The sequence below is a fragment of the Arthrobacter sp. ov118 genome (assembly GCF_900116495.1).
GTDB lineage: Bacteria > Actinomycetota > Actinomycetes > Actinomycetales > Micrococcaceae > Arthrobacter.
On sequence record NZ_FPAY01000011.1, the window covers coordinates 25,332 to 44,321 of the forward strand.

Genomic DNA, 18,990 nt, shown 5'->3' on the forward strand with positions numbered 1-18,990 from the left:
TCAGAATAGGGTCCTGAAAGCAGTTCCTGCACGTGTCCGCCGAACAGTCTTAGATTCAAACCTGACAGCCGGCCGCGCTGAGCTACGTCGGCAATTGCACAACAGCCTGCTGCTCAATTGCGGGTGTTCGGGGTGAAGGCAGGACCCGCTGCCCACAGCCGGGGACAATCCTTGGGGGTTATCCACCGCTACTGCTGCCGAGGGAGCTACCCCAACGGCTCCCAATTTCCAGCCGTGGATAACCCGGATTGACCCCAGCCATGGACAGCTAAAAGTCGGCTGGGCTCCGGCCCTGTGGTCCGGGGCAGCAAAGGCTCAACGTGTCCCTGGTTCTCTTCCTCCGATCGTGACCATCCAGCGGTGCTAGTCAAAGATTCCTGCTTCAGGGGTCTTATGGGGAAGAGCAGTTCTGTCCAGGGCGGGGGTTTTGTGTCCGTCGTAGGCGCATTTTTTGAAGGGGCCTTCCTTGTCCATGAGGACGCGCATGTGGGGGTCTGCGTGGTTCAGCCACCAGGTGCTGATGCCGAGGGCAGGCTCCAGCCGTAAGTGTTCCCAGGCCCGCCAAGTGGCTTCCATCCGAATCAGGGCTTCGGGGTGTTTGTACCATTCAGGGCACCATGCGTAGGCTGCGCCCTCGTTGACTTCCCGGACATAGGACTGGGCCAGCAGCTCGGAGAAGAACTCGACGGCGCTGGAGTACACCAGCTCCGGCTCACGCCCGGCATGGCCGTGACCTCTCTCTGCGGGCTGTACCTCTTCGTCGCCGAAGGCGTCCCCGAACTCTTCGCTCACGCCGTGTCACCGTCGGTCCAGGGGTTGCGCGCCGGGACGGCCACCAGATCCAGTGGCTGCTGTTCCAGTGCGCCAAGCGAGTCTTTGACCTTCTGGGCGTGGGGGCCGTTCATCCAGGGGATGGTTTCGATCATGGTGGCCGGGGCACCGGAGGCGAGCAGGATGGCCCTGAACCGGGGCAGTGCGGCCAGGTCGGCAACGGACAGGATTTCGTCCTTGCTTTCCTGCCGGGAGGAGGTGGAGCCGTGTTTGCTGTGGCTGCGGGAGACGTTGATGTAGCTGTACTGCCCGATCAGGCGGGAGAGCTCATCGAGGTAGCCGACTTCGGAGACGCCGCCGCCGTAGATTTTCACGTTCGAGGCGGACCAGAGTTTCCGCATGCCTTCGAGGTTCCAGACTTCCACGCCCTGGGACCAGGACTGCAGGATGGTCATCAGGATGATGCCGCGGGAGCCGTAGTGGCTGTACTGGTCCGGCAGGGCCTTCCACCGGCAGACGTTTGCCGCTTCATCGAGGATCCCGAGCAGCGGGGTGGCGAGGCGGCCGCCGGGCTGGGAGGTGGCGTACTTTTCGGCCGCTTCCACGACGGCTACGGTCAGGGCGGTGACAAGCGGTCCGGCGGTGCCAGCGCCTTCGCGGGAGAGGCTGTAGAGCGTGCCTTTGCTGCCCACGAACTCTTCGGGGACGAATTGCGGCCGTGGGTCCGTCTCCACCGTCGTGCCGGACATGGGGGTGACCCATTGGCTGACGTCGCGGTCGGTCAGACAGGAGACCATCTGCCGGGCGGTGCCGTAGACGCCGGCGCGCTGCTTTTCGGGTTCGCGGATGTGGCCCATCACCATGTCCGAGAGCAGGTCATAGCCGGTAGTGCGGAGGATGTCGGCGGGGGCTTCGTCGTGCGGGCGGGTCAGCCAGGTGTAGACCTGCGTGACCGGGGCGGCGTCGAGCGAGGCGGCGAGCAGGAAGGCTTTGAGCAGGTTCTGCCCGGCCGGGTCAAAGTAGGCATCGGGCTTGGTCCCGGGTTCCCGGGAGCCTGCGGCGAAGTGCTGTGCCATGGTCCCGGCCGTGGCTTCGTTCCTCACGTAGGACAGTGGGTTCCACCACCAGGTGGGGTCTTCTTCGGCGACGGCCTGCGGGTCGAAGACCCACACGTCGCCGGCTTCTGAGCGGATCGGACGTGTCACGTCCACGATGTCGCGCTTGTTCGACGTGGCGATCACCGCGCCGGGCGCGTCCAGGATCGCCGGGACAGCATACGAGGTGGTCTTCATCGTACGGGGCCCGGCGATGAGGATCAGCATGTCCTCCCAGGAGGCCCACAGCGGGCGCTTCCCGGCGACGCTGCGGCCGAGCCGCACACCTGTGGAGTTCTCCACGCCGAGGCGCACGGCCGTGGCCGTGGCTCCTTTTGTGCCCAGGTGATCGAGGTCTTTCCCGCGGCCCATGTGGACGGCGGCCTTATCCACCCTTGTGCGCTTGTGCGCTGTTCGGGAGCGGACCACCAGCACTGTCACCGTCAGGGCAATCAATATTCCGAGGAGCACGCAGGCGACGATGGTGGACTGGACCGGCCAAGGCACCCGGCCCTTGGCCAGTCCGGCAACCAGATCAATCGGGTGGGCCGGGGGCGAGGCAAGGCCGGCCATCCAGGATCCGAGATGTGCCGAGACCCAGCTGCCGCCCCCCATGACGACAGCTGCGCCGATGGCCAGCCAGATCCCCAGCCCGTCGCCGAGCCCGGTGCCTTTACGGTTCGGGGCACTCATGCTGCACCCTCTTCCTGGACCGGAGCGGCCGCTTCGGCCAGGGACTCTGCCGGGGCGTGCCAGCGCTTGTTGGTGTCATTCAGGGAGGCCTCGATGGAAGTGAGACCGATCTGGACGGGGATGCCGGGGCGGCCGCCGACCTTGATCAGAAATTTCCCGCGTCCGGGAGGTTCGACGTCGCCGCCGCGAGAGTCCCAGGCGGGCGGGTCCTGCCAGGAGATGAGCTTCTGCTGTTCCTGCCGCGAGAGCGGGACCGCTGCGGTCAGCAGCGGCATTTCGGAGGCCGGAAGCCCGCCGCAGATGACCATGCCGGAGCGTTCGACGAAGCCGCGGGCCTTCATCCGGTCTTCTTCTGCCGGGAGTGCCAGCAGGTCGGACATGGTGTGGGAGATCATGACCTGCCCGACGCCGACTGAGCGGTTGAGGCGGGTCAGGGCGTCCACCCGGTCCACCATGCCCTTGCCGGCGCGCAGGGCCCGCCAGAGCTCGTCGAGGACGACGAAGTAGTTCCGGCGCGGTTCCAGCCCTGCGTCGGCGAGGGCGTTGGCGACGTTGACGGTGCCGAAGCCGTAGGACCAGCAGGCCAGCAGCACTGCGGCCTGCAGGTCCGTTTCCGTCTCATCGATACTGGAGACGTCGAAGACGACCGCTCGGTCACGCCGCATCGGGTTCGTGGTGTGCCGGGAGAAGATTTCCCCGAGTTTCCCGCCGCCGGTAAGGCCCAGCAACGTCGCTTCCAGTGCCCGGGTTTCCTGCAGGTAGACGGTCATGTCGCCCCGGTCCAGGGCGACCTGGCGCAGCTCGTCCGGGGCGGCGATGATGACGTCGAGCAGGTCTTTCAGGACCGGAACACCGTCGAATGAGTCATCGAGGACGCGCAGGGCCCGGTCCAGGATGGTCTGTTCCTGATCCGTGGGCGGGTTGTTCCGGCTGATCGTGATGAGGGAAACGACCATGTTCAGGCGCCGGCCGTGGGCATCGGCCCGGACCCGGACGGCCGCTTCGTGGTGTCCGCGCTCCTCGAGGAGCTGGGCGACCTCAACGGCCTGTCCCGGATCGAGGATGTTCAGGTAGCCGCGGCCGCGGCCGAGTTCGATGACCTGCCCGCCGATGGCGCTAATGGCATCCACGTGTTCGCCCTTCAAATCCCCGAGCACCAGCGGGTGGACGCCCTGGCCGGACAGGCCCAGCAGCATGCGGCGCACGAGCGTGGACTTCCCCAGACCCGGTTTGCCGAGGATGAACGCGGACGGGTTGGAAATCAGGTGGGCGCGCTGGAACCAGCTGATCGGATCACAGCAGACGGTGGCCTGGGTTTCCTCGTGCCGGCCCAAAGGCACACCGATCATGGGCGAGGACGCACCCGAGGAAAATGGCCACAGCCCGCAGACCTGCACCGTGGTCCCGCGGTATTCACGCACCGCCGGGACCAGGGCGGCAGCCCCTCCCCCGCGGCCGCCCCACCCGCGGGACCCGGGGACACGCAGCCGGGCCGGGCGAGCAGTGGCCGCACGGTCACGGGCTTCGGAGTCCACACCGTCAAGGAGCGGATTCTTCTTCCGTCCAAAGAGCTTCTGCATTACAGGGCCTCCCTGATTTCGGTGGGCAGCAGGATGTGTTTGGGCAGGACGAGTCCGAGCGGCAGGGACGCGGCGAACGCGGTGTCCTGGGAACCGTAAGTCCGGCGCAGCAGCACCCGGGCCGTGCCGGAGGTCTGTTCCACGGCCGCGACAGCGTCGGCAAGGCGGTCCCGGTCGGTGACGGTGGCGGTGACGACCATGCTGAAGTTCACCAGCCCCGCCCCCTGAGCTTCCTCCTGAGCGGTCTGCGCGGCGGAGCGGGCATCGACCAGGGCGCGGGCCGACGGGCGGCCCCCGGAGGTGATGCGGACGTTGGCGTTGTTCTGATCCCGCTCGACCACGGCGGCGGCCCGGGCCGAATCCATCGGCCGGTAGAGCAGGGAAACGCGCTTGCGGTCGATGTCCCCGTGCGGAGCCAGCAGCCGGGACAGAATCCGGCTGTTCACCGACCCGCGCGGGGCACCTGTCATGGTCCAGGAAACAGAGAACGCACCGTCGTGCCGGTACTCATCCCAGCCCGCCTGCGTCGCGGACGGGCCGACTTCGCCCCACGTCAGGGCGACCGGGGACCCGGCGGCGTGGGCTTCATCGATAATCAATGCTGCGGGCGGGTCGTAGGCGATCCGGACGACCTCGCAGAGTTCCTGTGCCGACATGGGCCGGGCGATTCCGGCGCCGGTGGCCTGCAGCCGGGCACCGAGCCCGGGGATCCGGGACGCCAGGTCACGGGCGACATCTTCGGGTTCGCGCTTCCGGGACCCGGAGCGCAGCGCGGCCGTGAAGGTCAGGGACACCCAGGCCCGCACGGTGGCCGAGCCCTCCGGGTAAGTGCGGACAACCTCGCGGAGGATCGCCTTCGCGGCCTCCGGGGCGTCGGCGTGGATGTTCATTTCGACCTCGTTGCGCAGCCGGTAACCGGAATCCGGTGCGGTCTCCACGGTCACGGCCGCGGCCTCGAGTCCTGCTTCGTCGCCGAGGCCGGCAATCCAGCCGCCCCAGTTCGCAACCCACGCGTCGACCTGTTCGGGATCCACCAGGGACGCACCATCTGGTTCGGTGGAGAAGACCACGGTGAAGTGGTTCGTGGTGGGGACGTGGAGCATGGCGAACGGGCGGTTGTAGGAGTCGTTGAACTCATAGAGCCGGGATTTCGCGGCCAGGCCGGGCAGCTGGTACATGCCCCACTCGGTCACTCCCAGCGGGCCGGAACGGTAGAGGTTGGTCCCGGACGAGCGGGCGAGACGGAAGTTCATCCGGGTCGCGAACCGGTCCACCGTGGACTGGCCGTGCTTGTCCTTGACGGTCAGCAGCAGCACGAACAGACCCGCGACGGCGAGGACGCTCAGGCCGGGCAGCAGGCCAAGAAACGCGAAGGTGATGATGCCGGCCAGCAGGCCGGTCATGACGATTCCGGTGCCGATCGCGCCCAAGCTTCCCAGCCCGGCGGAACGGGGAACGCGCCAATTGCCGTAGGACGGTTCCTTATAGTCGGTATTAATTGCTGCCACGGGGGCCCTCCTGTGGTGAATCGTGTCCGGTTGAATCCTGGGCGGTCTGGTGTGCGGCCTGAGAGGCCCTGGACGCTGCTTGTGCTCCTGCGGCGACGGCAAGCCCGGCGGGTCCGGCGCCTTTGGCCGCTCCCGACGATGCCCCTGCACCGGCAGTGCCCGCGCCCCCGCCCGCTCCTGCGACTGAGCCGGAGGTGCCTGCCCCGGCGGTAGCGGCGCTTGCGGTGGTGCCCTTGCCGGGCGCTCCGCCGGGTCCCGTTGAGCCTGAGGTGGGTTTGGCGTTGCCGCCGTTACTGCCGCTTGCGCCCTTGCTGGCCTGTGCGCTGGCACTCGTCTGGCCAGGCTGGCTGGCCGGTGTGGGCGACGCGTTGCCGCGGCCACTCCCAGACCGACCCATCGAGACAGCCCCGGTGGCCATGGCCCCCACCGCCGCTCCGGCTCCCCCGCCGGAACCAGACGCGACAGCTCCCACCATCGGGGTGACGAAGCGCATCAGCGCCGGCAGAGCCAGCAGCGCGACAATCATGAGGGCGAAGCCGGTAATGGATCCCAGCAGGACGTTGCCGCCCGAGGATCCCATGAGCTTGAAGGCCACGGCGTAAACGATGGCCGCGGCCGGCTTGTAGAGAATGAACGCGATGGTCCAGCCGATGGCTTTCTGGAACCACTGGCGTCCCATCTCGGTGTTGGTGAATGCAGCGGTGGTCGGCAGGATCCCGGCCAGGATTACGAGCATGCCGCCGCGGACGATCATGAGGACGATCTGCACCAGCGAGGCAAGCAAACCCACCAGGCCGAGGATGATCAGGATGAAGACCCCGACCCCGGTCTGGTTCGTCATCACCAGGATGGCCATCGCGTGGGCGAAGCCCTTGCCGTCCGTTGCCCGGTCAATGATCGAGGCCGAGAACGCATCAGCAGCGATCACCAGAATGGAAATCACCGCCAGCCCGAGGCCGGTCACCAGCGTGAGGGTCAGCAGGGACCGGAGCAGGTCTTTCAACGGTGCCCCGCGCTGCTCCCAGATCATCCGGGTGCCCCCAAGAATGACCGACAGAACCGCCAAAGCCAGGGTCCAGTAGCCCAGTTCGGAGTTGACGAACCCGACCACCGGACTGGGGGTGAGCCCGTCCTGGGATGCGAGGTTGGCCGTGGGCATGGACACCCAGAACGTGGAGAGCGTCGTCACCATCTGGCTCATGCCCTCCATGATCGACTTCGCCAAATTGCCAATGGCGTCGTCGAGCATCCCGGAAACCGCATTGCCGCCCTGACAGATGACATCCAGGGGAACGCACTCAACCATGTCAGACCCCGGCCCATGCGATAAAGCCGCTCATGTCGCTGAGCGGGGCAACGTCGTTTATGAGCTGTCCGGCATCGGAAACCTTGACTTTCCAATCCCCATCGAGCCACTGGAGCGGCAGAACTGCGTGAAACAATTTTCCGCCGGAGGTTTGAAAAGCCAGATCAACGTTGGCTTCGGTGGGCACGTAGGACTTGAGCAGGAAGCCTCGTACCTGAACGGTGCCACTTGAGCCGGTGGAAGGATCCAACATCGTTGCTTGCTGTTTGGCTGCGTCACGCCCAGCACCGGGAGTCATGAGCTTGTCTGCCAGCTTGATATTCATTTGCTGTGACTTGGACGAGCCAAGGGCCACCAGGTTGACGGCAGAGTAGACGGCGCCCGTTGGCGAGTGAGCAAAGCAGGACCTGAATCCGCTGTCGTCCGTCAGCCCCGGCCCGAAGGTCTTGGGGTCAGTGGGGGCTGCCATTTTACCGACGAGTTCCCACTTGGACTTCGGTGCTGCGCCCAGAGCCGTCTCCGTGCTTGAGGGAAGCCCGCAAACACTCTTTCCAGCCGCGTCGGCTGACTTTGTGGGCGCCGCGGAGGCACCGGCCGACGATGAGGCCGGGGCGGGCTGGGCGGTGCTGTCTGCCTTGGGGAGGAAAAAGATCACGACGACGGCTGCGATTAGTGCGACGACCAGGGCGGCCGAGATGATGAATCCGGGTCGGGTGAACGGGCTGCGTTCGGTACTGCTTTGGGTGGATTCGCTCATGATGAACCTCTCCGGTAGTTGCTGGTTTAGACGAAGGCGCGGACGATACCGGAGGCGCCGGTGATGATGATGCAGCCGGCCAGGACCCAGCCGAGCTTTCCGATGGACTCGCCGCCTTCGCCGCGGCGGAGTTGGATGACCATGCCGATGCCGACGATGATCACGCCCAGGACGCCGAGGACCAGACCAATGCCGGAGGCCCAGTTCAGGACAGTCAGTAGGCCTTTGGCCTGTTCCGGGACGAGCGGGGTGGGGTTGGGGATGACGCTTCCGTCAAGTACAGCGAAGGAGTTCATGGTGAGACCTTTCAATTGGTGATGCTTGGTGTGGTATCGGTAGCCAGGGCGGCCAAGTCAGAGATGAACTGTTGGTACTCGCGGGCCGACGGCAGGGTCGTGGAGTCTCCGTGCCGCCAGGCCTCGACCCAGGGCAGGGTCCAGTACCGGGGGGCGCCCCCGCCGACGATGGCGGCGAAGTCCCGAAGAGCTTTGGGAGTCTTCCCCGGTGCGTCCGCCAGAACGGCGAGGCCGAGCAGATCAACCGCGGGCGCCGCGCCTGATACCCACTGGACCAGAGCACTCCGGGCCGCTGTCAGGCCCCGCATGTCTGCACGGCAGACCAGCAGCACCCGAGGCTTGGCGCCGTCCTGGAGAACAGGCCAGCAGTGACCGGCGGGGCGTGCCCCGTCGCTCAGCTCAGCGATGCGGCTTTCACCGGATCCCCCGTGGGCGCCGGTAATCCACAGCGCTGCAGAGCCGGAGAAGGTCCGGCGGCCCAGACGGTCTGCAGCGTCCGGTTCAACCAGGCCCCTGAGCGGCGCGCTGATCACTGCCGCCGGCGGCACGTGTGCATCCGGGGCTGCCGTTTCTGCGCCGTCGGCCCGAGCCGGGTGGGTGATCCAAGGGTTCAGGGACTGCTGCACGGCTGCTCCTTTCAAAGTCCGTTGTGTGTGGTTTAGAAACCGGCGGCCACGGCGGCCGCGGCCGCCAGCCATGCTCTCTGGGTTGCGGGCTGGAGGGCTTCATAGCGGATGGGGCCGTTGACCAGGGCCGGATCGTAGGGAATTCGCACGACTGCGCGGACGAACGGGGCGAAGCCGTCAGCGATCCGCTGTGCCTCGTCCCTGGCCCGCTTCAGGGCGTCTCCGCTCATGCTGCGCTTGGCGTCTGTGGACTCAGAGACGATCACGACGGCGTTGCGTGCCAGCTCCGCGTCATGCCCGCCCCGGGCCTCCAGCGTCTGCAGCGTCAGGCGCGCGGCTTCGGCGCGGTCCTCGATGGCTGTCACCGGGACGACGAGCTGGTTGGTGTGATCGATCATCCGCCGCCAGTTCGCGGCCCGGGCAGTGTTACCCGAGTCCATGACTACCAGCCGGTAATAGCGGGTGAGCACCTGGTGGGCAATATCAACTTCCTCGGCGGTCACTTCGTGATCGCCTTCCTCGTTTTCATCCGAGCGCAGGACGTCGAACTTGTCGGCGGTCTGGTGATGGACGAACTTGGCGATTTCGGCCGCGTTCGTGCCCGGTGAAAGCAGGGTCCGGGAGGCCTCGATCAGGTCCAGGACGCTCCGGTCGTGGGAGCCCTTTTCCGTCCGCCAGCCCAGGGTTCCTTGGGATTCGTTGTTATCCCACGCGACCGTGGCCGCGCCGCTGTAGCGGGCGAGGATGGCCGAGAGCATCACCACGGTCGGTGTCTTGTTCGCCCCGCCCTTGCGGTTGACGACGGCAATGGTCCGGGGACCGGGCCAGTGCTGGCTGACCGTGCGGACGTCCTTCCGCTCTGAGAGTTCTTCCTCCGAGGGGTCCATCCGCAATCCCAGCCGGGTCAGGGTTCCGCGCCAGCCCTGCGTGGCCGGTTCCAGCACCGGGGCGCTGACCAGGAAGGAGGTCTCTTTCAAGCTCCGGCGGGCCGGGGCGTCCTCCACGGCCGGGGCCGCTGCGGTAACTGTCTCAGGGGAGGGAGGCATTGTCGTTCCTGTCGGTGCTGTAGTTCCAGTGAGTGCGGCAGCTTCACTGTTCAGCCCGGACTGAGCCGGGCCCGGGGCCGTGTGGGGCTGCGCCGGTGCGACTGGGGCCGTCTGGGTGACGACGGCCACCCGGGGCGCTGCAGTAGTGGCGGCTTCCCTGATCCGGCGGCGGACCGGTTTGGGTGCGTAGCTGACGGATTCGGTGCTGCCGTCGGGGCTGACGATGAGTTCGCCGTGGCCTTCGGGGTCATCAATAGCCACCCGGACGGCCCGGTTCAGCGTCTTGGCTTCCCCGACGACGAGGGCCAGGGCGTTCTCGCGGAGCTGTTGCAGGGATCCTGCGCGTGCCACGGCGCGGGAGTTCCCGGCGACGATGACGTCGGCGGTGCCGTTGTCACGGACGATGGCCTGGATCTTGGGGAAAGCCAGTACGTCTGTCGGGGTAAGTCCCATGAGCTTCTTCCTGTTCTTGAGCGGGGTGGTTTGGGTCACCGGTCGGACGGCGGGGTGAGCCGGTTGACCTTCCAGGTGGAGTCTTTGGAAGTGCGCAGCAGCTGGAGCGCATAGGGGCCAATATCGGTCGGAACCGTGACGGTGACGCCGTAGCCGTTGGCTTCATCCACGGCCAGTACCGCCGGCCCGGTCACCCGGTTCACCGAAATGTTGGCCGGGTCCACCGTGGAGTAGTCAGCCGTGGCCTGCGGGGTGAGCCAGCGGGCGAAGTCATTCGCCCAGAGAGCAGCGTCGGTGCCGGGGCGGGCGTAGTCGGCCATGGCCCGGGTCGCGACCTGGGCCGCCTCCCTCTTGCTTTCCTCGTCCCAGGCGATGCCGGAGGTGGGCGGGACGGTCCCGCCCAGGGCCTGGGACCTGCCGCCGGCGCTCATCGACGGAGCCACGGATGTCGCAGGGGCGGACATCGAGATGGGCTGGCCTTCCGGACCGCCGCCAGTGGTCGCCGTGGGTGCGCACGCCGTGCACAGGAGCACGGCGGACAGGACTGTCAGGGTGCGTTTCACTTCTTCTCCTCCGAGCCTGGCACGTACAGGAACGCGCTGGGCACAGCGTTGTTCACGGTGCGGGTGTAGTACTGGTGGTCTTCCGGGGCCGGGTTGCCGTTGTAGCCCTCTTCCAGATAAGTCCCGTCAGTGTTGAGGGCCTTCACGACGGCGACGTGGCCGTAGGTGGGGTCCGCTCCCCCGGCCCCGGGCGCGTACCAGACAATCGCGCCGACCCGCGGCGCGGTGCCGGTGGGCCAGCCGCGGGCGTTCCAGCCGTCCCGCCAGGACAGGGCCGAGCCGAGATTCACGCCGTCGGGACGGAAGGTGCTGTTGAGGATCTTGTACGGGGCCGCGGTGCTGCCGAGCTGCTGGTTCACCCGCCACAGGGCGAAGTCCACACACTCACGGTTGAACATCCCCAAAGCGCTCGGCTGGTAGACGGCAGCGTTGGCCCACGGCAGGTCATCGCCCGCACCGGAAGCGCCGGGAATCGCACAGCCCGCGCCGGTGAGGGAAAGCTTCGTGTCTGAAAGCGCTTCGACGATCTTCGTTGCGGGCACCCAATAGCGCCGGTAGTGATACGGATCGGCGTTTCGCTGGACCCGGTTGGCAGCGATCGTCGGCTCCAAAGACTCCCAGCCGTCGATCTTCTGCAAGGCCCTTACGAAGTTGGCCGCGCTGATGGACGGGTTCATCCGGTCCGCGTAGGAACCCCAGGCACCGTTATCCCGTTGCTGAAACAGACCCCGGGAATCCGGTCCGGCCCCGTCGCCGATATCCAACACCCGCAGGCCCGACTCCCCCAGGGCCACCATCACACTGATCATCTGGCCCTTGGCCGAGAGGTTCAGGCTCTTGCCCGCGTTCATGATCGCTGCAGCATTCGTCAGCTGCTCAGGTGAGTATTCGTGGAACTTCGTGTCGGCGCTGATCGACACGGAGACCGAGGGGTCACAAACGGCCGCAGCTGGAGTCGACCCGAGGAGCAGAACAATCGATAGGACAAGGCCCAGGAAGACCGCGGGCATGATAATCACAGTGCCGATCAGCAGTCCCTTCGGCTTCATGCGAGCCACCGAGTCAGACCGTTTTGAACTCCATTGCTTAGTAATAGAGTGCGATGGCAAAGGAGGCACTGATTCTCCATGGCGTCAGGCAAGATGGATCCATGCCAAGCCTGATCCGACCAAAACTGCCGCCCGAAGTTGAGATGGCAATCAGTCTTTTGGGCAACCGTGCCCGAGTGGACATCCTGCGCCGCCTGTCGATGCTCGGCCCGTCGACCATTGGGCGCCTGCACGCTGCGGTGGATATCAGCCGACCCAGCCTGAATCGGCACCTCGATTTTCTCGCCAAGGCGGGTCTGGTGCAGACCGATCCTCCCGCAGGTATGCGCCACGGCAAGGATGTCGTCTATATGGTTCAATCCGCTCGAGTCCGAGAGCTGACCCAGAAGTACACCAGTTATGTCCAAGGCATGTGACCGCGACTGTCCCAGGACGCGCCGGCAGTACGCCGGTGCTCGGTGGCGGGTCGTACAACTTATCGTGGTGGGCACATGTCCACGATAGCAGGGCTGAAACATGTTTCAACCATGATTCAGTCGCTTTCGGGTTCCTTGCTTTCGTAGGAGTCCACATCGTCCAAGAGTGCGTTGATCGCCTCGAGGGTCTTAATGTCGATGTCGCCGAGAGTTCGGGCCGCGATGTTCTTCAGCTTGTTCCGGCGCATCTTCTTCAGGAGCTGCAGCTCGCGCTCAATCCGTTCCGGGAGTTCGCCGGATTCATCCGTCAGGTACGCCGGTTCCACTTTGAAGAATTTGGCCATGGCGACGAGGGCTTCTTTGGGGACGGTATCTGGAGATTCACCGGAGCGAATTCGCCACCAGCGCGTTCGAGAAAGCTCGTAGCCGTTTTCGCGCACGCCTGCCTGGATGTCTGCGAACTCATAGGGTTCTCCGCCTTCGGCCACCACGACGTCCAGGAGGAGGTTCACCTTGCGAGCAAGCGTCTCCGCCCGCTCTAGCCGATCGCGGGGACTGTCACCGCCAACCATAAATTCAACCCCATTCAATTTCAATCGCTGTTAGCCGCAGCTGGTTCCCGCCGGGCCCGGCGGGAACCAATATTCATACCAACGGCGTACAGCCAGATCCCACCCTACCGGGTCGGAATTCCATTCTTGTGTGTGTCCGGAACAGTCGAACTCCACGAGTTCTATCCGGTCTTTATGTGCTTGCGCGAAGTGAGCGGAAGTTTCAAAGGGAACGGACCAGTCATTCCTATTGTGGAGGATCAGGACCGGGATACTCAGGGCGGTCTGGAATCTGGCCCGATCAGCACCGCGCACCTCCAACGGACCCTCGAGGCCGGCCAGTCTGCTGAATCCGTTGAGCGCTAGGAGCCGGGCTATGAGTGAGCCAAGGAGTTTTGGACACCGGTGATGGCGGGCGTTGGCACGCAATACGTCCTCCCAGACCAAAACCGGCGAGATCATAACGAGGCCCTTGATCATCTCTGCCAACGACGACCGCTGCACCGTATTTAGGGCCATCGTTGCCCCGAGGGACCAGCCAAACACCACACATTCAGTTCCGCCGCGCTCCGGAATAAACCGAAGAGCTGCTTCTAGATCGCGCCACTCCGATTCGCCCAAATGCGATCGAGCGTCTCTCGAGCGAGGGCCCTCGCCGTCATTCCGATATGAGATGACCAATGAGCTGAGTCCCATACGCGATGCGGTCTCAACCCCACGAAGCGTCTGTGCCCGGGCGCTCCCTTGCCCATGGACATGAATGGCCCAGCGGTCAGTTCCCCGGTCGATCATCCAGGCAGGGGCTGGGCCGAGAGTTGTCTCGACAAAAGTCTCGACCACGTCAGCTGCAGCGGACGACGGATCGACCGAGACAATGCCACTCCACCTCCCTCTGGACTCCAAGGACAGGCCCGCAGGCCGATGAAGGAGGCTACGCGTGACCCTGCCGTCACTGGTGGAAATGACCGGACCGATGACGGCCGGGGGGCCGCCTGCCGAGAGCTGCAGGCCGAACTGCCCGGGCGCCAGCGTGTGTCTCGTGGCTGGGAGCTCGATCTCGCTATCGGAAATTGCTAAAGGGGCGGTCCCGTAGCGGCGCCTGTACGTGGCTGAAGTCGCCTGACGGGCGGCCCATGCCGCACCGGCAAGGGCGCCCGCAGCACCAAGTAGCCCGGAACAGGCAACAGCCTTCAGCGGGGACGCCACGACAGCCGCTCGAGGTGGTCGGAGGCGCTGGCCAGTTTTCCGAGGCCCTCGGCGCCGATTCTGTCTCTTGCTTCGGGATCCCGGGCCAAGGAGTCCTGGATCTCCACAATCATGCGGTGCAGCTCGCTGCGCCGGCGGTCCTGGCGTTTCGGAACCACACCAAGGTCCAGCGTCAGCCCGGCGTTCCCGGCTACTGCCTGTCCCCAGACAGGTTCCAGACCCGCAAGCACCGAGCTGGTTCGCGCCGTTTCGTAGATGGCAGTGACTTTGCGGCTGGCAGGAGGCAAAGCCATACCGGTACAAAGAAAAAGGAACGTAGCCGAATTCAACACCGCGTAAATTCCGGACAGGGCGGAGAGTGCCTCAACCTTACCGAGCACGTGAAGTGCATCCAGTACGAGCACATCGACGACGAACAGGACAGCGGACAGGCATCCCACGCCAACAAGCGCGAACGCTACGGTGTAGATTCCGGTGGTCCAGGCCTTCCGAAAGCGCAGGCAGGTCCAGCCTGCGGCAGCCATAACCGCGCCAATGTAAAGGTACTGGCCAGCCGAATACAGGGCCGCCGCCCACTGCCCTCCGTAATCCCGCATGAACGACGTCGACGTAACAGGAGCATCGATCAGAACGAACAAGATGATCGCCGATATCGCTGTGCCCACAAGTCCTGCTTTGGCCGATACGTCGTACGAGGATTTCCTGCCGTAGGATGCCGGCTGTGCAGCCCGATGAATGGCGCGGGCGAGAAAATAGACACCCGCCAGCAAGAGAAGGTTCGCTCCAAGGTCCGCATAGTTCCTCCCGCCGACCCACCCATCTGCGAGCAGGTAAACAGGGTTAATGTTGAGGACCATGGACACGGAAATCAGCACTGAAGCCCATAGGATGCTGGTGTCTTTACCCTGACCGCGTGACGCGATGACAATGAGCGTCAGGGTGACCATCAGCCCCGCTGCGATGATCTCCATCAGCCGAAGACGTCCTCGAAGGCGCCCGGTTCACCAGGCCCTGCCCTCAACGCCTCAGCCATGAGATCGGCAAGGTACTCGGCCGTGGCCTCTTCCAAGGTCCGGAACTCGGTCCGCATGAGGGCCCTGCGCACAATCTCCGGAGACAGGCCACGAAAGCCGCTCTTTAGGACGGTGCCCGCACCGGGAGTTGTGTCGTGGCCCAGGACCATGTGAGCAAGTTCGTGAAGAATGAACTGCTGACGCTGCAGCTCCCAGGGCGTCGGGGGATGAAACACCCACTCGATCTTCGCCCCCGGCAACCACAGACCACAGATGGACGTGCCGACCAACTTCTCGGTGGCACGAATCCGGATTCGCTTGCCGCGGAGATCTTCGATGACGCTCAGAAGCAGACTCAGAGTCAGGCCGACTGGCAGTTCCAATGCCGCGAACGCGCCGGATGCATCGCGGAAAGCCTCTTGAGATGTAGTTACAGACAGGGAACGCAGAGCTTGCGTCACAACAACATGACCCTTCAATAGCTTCAATGGGGATAGGCTAGGTTGAAACATGTTTCAAACATGTTTTAGTCTGGTTTAGGGTTCAGCATATCCCGGGCAGAACGGCCCAACCATATCAAGAGGGACTCAGAAGTGTGTGCCATCACCAGGGGAAGGAGGGCCGTCCATGGCTGACGCCCCGGCACCGCACCCACCCGCCCACGACGTGTCCGAATGCAGCCCCTCCGCCGTCAATCTTCCAGTCGGCGGGGTCACCGAAAGAGCGACTCATGTCGGCGCGTCGGACTGCCATCCCACCAGGAAGATAGAGTTTCAGCGCAGGCCTGCGAAGCCCAAGGAAAGTGTGGTGCGACACGCGGAGTCGTTTTCTGTAAACAAATCCCCGGATGTCGCCGAAAGCAGTGCTAATTTCAGTTCAGCCGATAGCTGTAAACAGAAACCTCACAGTGGTCGACTCCAGGTAGCACCAGCGATGAAGCAGCCACAACCGCAGGTTGTGCGAGATTCAAAGGACATGACCATGAGCGCAGTAATCAATCGTGGAGGCGGACGGCCCAGCAAGGGCCTACGCAAATACATTGGCTTCCGCACGCAGGCTAAGACTGCGGAGGACGTTCAGATGATCGCTGCCGCCAAAGGCATGACTGTCACTGATTACGTTTCCTCTGCCGTCGACCGGTCCCTGCGCGAAGACCTGGCATTGCTGGATCATTTCGCGCATCAGGAGGAACTGCCGATCCGCATAGCCTCATAACAGAAGAAGGCCCGCACTAGGCGGGCCTTCGAAGCTGAAGATCCACGATCCGGGAAGCTTGCCGGCGAACAGATCGTAGATCGGATGGAAGACCTTTACAGGACTTCATTTGTGTTGCAAAACCGATCCTGCAAGATCGGTCCTTAGTCATTCCCTCGACAGGAACAGCATCATCGTACAACAGCACGCCCGCGTGCTGCCAGCCACATACAGCGCTGGCGTGTCGCGCGGGCCATCCTCTACGCACAGCCCCGCTCAAGCGTGGGCTGCCTTGGCGCCTCTTCTCGCAGGCCAGCCCCGAGTTCGCCTCTCTCGAGACGCCGGCAAGACGTACCCTCAAAAGCACGAGCGAACTCTCAGTGAGACGCTGCCCACCGTCCCTGCGGCGGTCCGGATATTCGGCAAAGACGGCACCTGCGCTGCGATATTCCTTGACTTTGACTCGTCCGTCGCCGGTATTGACTGGGTCGAAGCCGACGTTCGCGCCGTCCAGACCTGGCTGCACTCGGTCGGTGCCCGCTGGATTGAGGACTACTCCCCCAACGGCGGCCGGCACGTATACATCCCGCTCGAGCAGCGGGTCACCTTTTCTGAAGCGCGTGATCTTGTCGAGGCGCTGGGCACCCGGTACCGGAGCCTGGACAAGACCCCGCACCAGAACCTCCTGCATGGCTGCATGCGCACACCCGGATCCCCGCACAAACGTGGCGGATACCAGGAACTCGCCATGAGCCTGTCCATGGCCTACGACGTTGCACGCCGGCCCAACCCGGCCACCGCGTGGGCAGCCATGAAAGCCGACCTGGCGGGGGAGATGGCTGCGGTCAGGGCACTCCGTCTCGAAGGCACGATCACACCGGCCACCGCCGAGACGCCCCGACTCCAGCACCCGGCCGGGCGGATGTCCCGGACCATGCAGCTCATGGCCCAGACGGGGCTATACGACACCAACCGGTACGCCTCCGATTCGGAGGCACGCCAGGCCGTCGTCACGGGGGCGGCGGCCGCCGGACTGGAACTCGTCGACGTCGAACGCCGGATGATGCAGGGGACCTGGCCCGGACTGGCCTCCTTCTATGCCCGCTACGCCTCCCGCCACAGGGTCCCGGCATTGCGCAAGGACTGGCTGAACGCGATCGCGTATCTGAGCAAAAACCTCGAATCCAGGGACGGAAAGAACAATGCCCGTATATCCCCCACAAGCCAGCCAAATACACAGCCCCCCGTATTACAGGGGAATCTGGTTTCATCAAATCCCGATGCTGAGCATCGGTTCATCCGGACATGGCGAAATGCACTGCGGTTGAAGGAACGTGCCTACCTTGATTCAAGGACCGGGCTGGCCAGGAGAATGGTGCTGAGGTCGCTGGGGGAGGCAGCACACATGACCCGGTCCAGGTTCATTGAATTCGGAGACAGGTCCATCGCCGTGGCCACCGGCTTGGACCACACCACAGTCGGATCCCACCTCAGAGCACTGCGCAACGAGAAGGACCCGCTGGTGACCCTGGTTGAACAAGGCCGGGGTACCAAGGGAGACCTCTACATGCTGACCGTGCCGGAGGAGGTGAAGACGGCGGCCGAAGACCTTTCCTGGAGGAAGGGGAAAATCCACGCACTGCGGCCGGTTTTCAGGGAGCTGGGACTGCCGGCGGCCTTCGTATACGAAGCACTGGAACACTCCCCCGGCCTGTCAACATCCGAGATTGTCAAGCTGACCAGACTGTCCAGGACTGCTGTCACTGAGGCGCTTGAGGTGATGGCCGCCTGGAACATGATCGCCCGGAACAATGCACGGGCCTGGTCAGTGGTGGCATCGACGTCACTGAAAGACCTCGCCGAGCACTTCGGGGTCATGGAAGCTGTCGCGACGCAGCTGCAGCGCTACGCGATCGAACGGATCCTGTGGAAGGAATGGCTGTCCAAGAACGTCAACACCGTCGCCGAGCTCCTCTCCCCCGGTGAGGACTATCCGTGGGAGGCATTCGAGGGTCCACCGGACGAGTGGGCTCTCACGGACATGGCTTTCACTAGGGCTGGCTAACTGTGCCGATCCTATTTGCGACGCTCTTCTCTCATGCCATTCGGCGGGCGATGTGGTTGGTAGTTTCCCGGTCGTGCGATGAATCTCCGCTCCCCCGAGTCACGACTGTTCCGGCGGGCGGAGGAATTTTATACCGGGATGCGCAAATGGTTCCATTTGCTAAAACGTGGCGACAACGCCCACTTCCCCGCGCTGCCGCAACTCTGGGAGACCAGTTCCAGCGTGGCCTACGGTGACGGTTACCCTTCGGGACGTGCACTCCCCCGGCCGCATCCGGGCGTCCGCCGACACAATGTAAGCAACTACGTGCCTGGGAAACTGTCCGGCCCCATGCCCCAAATAGACATCAGGAGCAAATGCCACCATTGACCCATAATCTGAAATGCCTCCTTTTGCGCACATCCCCGCCTCTGGCCCTGACTCCCCCGTCAGCCAAAGCCTGCTGACAGAAAGAGAACCATTTCCTTGAGGCCACAAATGGAACCACTTGCCCGCGAGCACACCCAGGTGGGATGCACCGGGTTCAGGTTTCCGGGGAGAGCGTCGTCAGGAAACTTCGTCGCCAGGGAAGAATCCACCGCTCCGGGATTGCCCTGGTTCTGGTCAAGCCGGCAGTGAAGTCGACGGGAATAAGCCGAGTGACTGCGCGCCAGTGGTGGAGTGGTCCGGGAAGCGCGCACCCGCCCCTGGCCTGGGCTCAGTGTTTGTGGAGCTGGCAGCATGGGCCGCCAGCGCGAATGTCACCATACGCGCATAAGTCACCTTTTGCGGCAAATGCGGAGTTTTCTTAAATCCCTCTTTTT

Annotated in this window: 17 protein-coding genes; 3 read left to right on the top strand and 14 right to left on the bottom strand. The window is 64.3% G+C overall.

The features are described 5' to 3' along the window. Window positions 1-363: 363 nt before the first annotated feature. Genes BM372_RS17390 through BM372_RS17440 form a run of 11 tightly spaced genes read right to left on the bottom strand, consistent with a single transcriptional unit; the run spans window position 364 to window position 11,742 of the window. Window positions 364-792 carry a DUF4913 domain-containing protein gene (locus BM372_RS17390; protein WP_090956712.1) on the bottom strand — a complete coding sequence of 143 codons (429 nt, stop codon included), beginning with the start codon at window positions 790-792 and terminating at the stop codon, window positions 364-366. Further along, entirely contained in the window at window positions 789-2,558 is a 1,770-nt protein-coding gene (locus BM372_RS17395) for a type IV secretory system conjugative DNA transfer family protein (protein WP_090956713.1), read from the bottom strand. The genes BM372_RS17390 and BM372_RS17395 overlap by 4 nt, the downstream gene beginning before the upstream one ends. After that, complete coding sequence (locus BM372_RS17400) at window positions 2,555-4,138, bottom strand: helicase HerA domain-containing protein (protein WP_256214374.1); 1,584 nt, start codon at window positions 4,136-4,138, stop codon at window positions 2,555-2,557. The genes BM372_RS17395 and BM372_RS17400 overlap by 4 nt, the downstream gene beginning before the upstream one ends. After that, window positions 4,138-5,646, bottom strand: a complete 1,509-nt coding sequence (locus BM372_RS17405) for an SCO6880 family protein (RefSeq protein WP_090956714.1) — start codon at window positions 5,644-5,646, stop codon at window positions 4,138-4,140. The genes BM372_RS17400 and BM372_RS17405 overlap by 1 nt, the downstream gene beginning before the upstream one ends. Then, on the bottom strand, window positions 5,633-6,952 hold the full coding sequence (locus BM372_RS17410) for a TrbL/VirB6 family protein (RefSeq protein ID WP_256214375.1): 1,320 nt from the start codon (window positions 6,950-6,952) through the stop codon (window positions 5,633-5,635). Before BM372_RS17410 ends, BM372_RS17405 begins: the two co-directional genes overlap by 14 nt. A gap of 1 nt (window position 6,953) precedes the next feature. Beyond that, a complete protein-coding gene (locus BM372_RS17415; protein ID WP_090956715.1) occupies window positions 6,954-7,709 on the bottom strand; it encodes a DUF8175 domain-containg protein in 756 nt (251 codons plus the stop codon). A 26-nt stretch (window positions 7,710-7,735) separates the two neighbouring features. Beyond that, a complete protein-coding gene (locus BM372_RS17420; RefSeq protein ID WP_090956716.1) occupies window positions 7,736-8,005 on the bottom strand; it encodes a hypothetical protein in 270 nt (89 codons plus the stop codon). A gap of 11 nt (window positions 8,006-8,016) precedes the next feature. After that, window positions 8,017-8,631, bottom strand: coding sequence for a DUF6668 family protein (locus tag BM372_RS17425; RefSeq protein WP_090956717.1), 615 nt, complete (start codon window positions 8,629-8,631; stop codon window positions 8,017-8,019). Between the two features lie 32 nt (window positions 8,632-8,663). Further along, window positions 8,664-10,130 (bottom strand): chromosome partitioning protein ParA, encoded by a 1,467-nt coding sequence (locus BM372_RS17430; protein WP_090956841.1) that lies wholly within the window; start codon window positions 10,128-10,130, stop codon window positions 8,664-8,666. 35 nt (window positions 10,131-10,165) lie between these two features. Beyond that, on the bottom strand, window positions 10,166-10,693 hold the full coding sequence (locus tag BM372_RS17435) for a hypothetical protein (protein ID WP_090956718.1): 528 nt from the start codon (window positions 10,691-10,693) through the stop codon (window positions 10,166-10,168). Next, a complete protein-coding gene (locus tag BM372_RS17440; protein ID WP_090956719.1) occupies window positions 10,690-11,742 on the bottom strand; it encodes a CHAP domain-containing protein in 1,053 nt (350 codons plus the stop codon). Before BM372_RS17440 ends, BM372_RS17435 begins: the two co-directional genes overlap by 4 nt. Window positions 11,743-11,843: 101 nt before the next feature. Between BM372_RS17440 and BM372_RS17445 the strand changes: the two genes are divergently transcribed. Continuing rightward, a complete protein-coding gene (locus tag BM372_RS17445; RefSeq protein WP_177236055.1) occupies window positions 11,844-12,158 on the top strand; it encodes an ArsR/SmtB family transcription factor in 315 nt (104 codons plus the stop codon). A 116-nt stretch (window positions 12,159-12,274) separates the two neighbouring features. Here BM372_RS17445 and BM372_RS21115 read toward each other — a convergent pair whose 3' ends face one another. The 3 genes from BM372_RS21115 to BM372_RS17465 form a co-directional block, all read right to left on the bottom strand. Continuing rightward, window positions 12,275-12,670, bottom strand: a complete 396-nt coding sequence (locus tag BM372_RS21115) for a hypothetical protein (protein WP_090956721.1) — start codon at window positions 12,668-12,670, stop codon at window positions 12,275-12,277. Between the two features lie 1,229 nt (window positions 12,671-13,899). After that, entirely contained in the window at window positions 13,900-14,886 is a 987-nt protein-coding gene (locus BM372_RS17460) for a hypothetical protein (protein ID WP_090956723.1), read from the bottom strand. Further along, a complete protein-coding gene (locus tag BM372_RS17465; RefSeq protein ID WP_090956724.1) occupies window positions 14,886-15,389 on the bottom strand; it encodes a hypothetical protein in 504 nt (167 codons plus the stop codon). The genes BM372_RS17460 and BM372_RS17465 overlap by 1 nt, the downstream gene beginning before the upstream one ends. Window positions 15,390-15,555: 166 nt before the next feature. Here BM372_RS17465 and BM372_RS21120 point away from each other — a divergent pair, with 166 nt between their 5' ends. Both BM372_RS21120 and BM372_RS17475 read left to right on the top strand, forming a co-directional pair. Continuing rightward, a complete protein-coding gene (locus BM372_RS21120) occupies window positions 15,556-16,143 on the top strand; it encodes a hypothetical protein (protein ID WP_256214377.1) in 588 nt (195 codons plus the stop codon). A 193-nt stretch (window positions 16,144-16,336) separates the two neighbouring features. Then, complete coding sequence (locus tag BM372_RS17475) at window positions 16,337-18,187, top strand: helix-turn-helix domain-containing protein (RefSeq protein WP_090956725.1); 1,851 nt, start codon at window positions 16,337-16,339, stop codon at window positions 18,185-18,187. Window positions 18,188-18,990: the final 803 nt, after the last annotated feature.

Coding starts and splice junctions, on each gene's coding strand:
- BM372_RS17395 (WP_090956713.1), bottom strand. CDS start 2,558: ATGAGTGCCCCGAACCGTAAAGGCACCGGGCTCGGCGACGGGCTGGGG.
- BM372_RS17400 (WP_256214374.1), bottom strand. CDS start 4,138: ATGCAGAAGCTCTTTGGACGGAAGAAGAATCCGCTCCTTGACGGTGTG.
- BM372_RS17410 (WP_256214375.1), bottom strand. CDS start 6,952: ATGGTTGAGTGCGTTCCCCTGGATGTCATCTGTCAGGGCGGCAATGCG.
- BM372_RS17415 (WP_090956715.1), bottom strand. CDS start 7,709: ATGAGCGAATCCACCCAAAGCAGTACCGAACGCAGCCCGTTCACCCGA.
- BM372_RS17420 (WP_090956716.1), bottom strand. CDS start 8,005: ATGAACTCCTTCGCTGTACTTGACGGAAGCGTCATCCCCAACCCCACC.
- BM372_RS17430 (WP_090956841.1), bottom strand. CDS start 10,130: ATGGGACTTACCCCGACAGACGTACTGGCTTTCCCCAAGATCCAGGCC.
- BM372_RS17440 (WP_090956719.1), bottom strand. CDS start 11,742: ATGAAGCCGAAGGGACTGCTGATCGGCACTGTGATTATCATGCCCGCG.
- BM372_RS17445 (WP_177236055.1), top strand. CDS start 11,844: ATGCCAAGCCTGATCCGACCAAAACTGCCGCCCGAAGTTGAGATGGCA.
- BM372_RS17460 (WP_090956723.1), bottom strand. CDS start 14,886: ATGGAGATCATCGCAGCGGGGCTGATGGTCACCCTGACGCTCATTGTC.
- BM372_RS21120 (WP_256214377.1), top strand. CDS start 15,556: ATGGCTGACGCCCCGGCACCGCACCCACCCGCCCACGACGTGTCCGAA.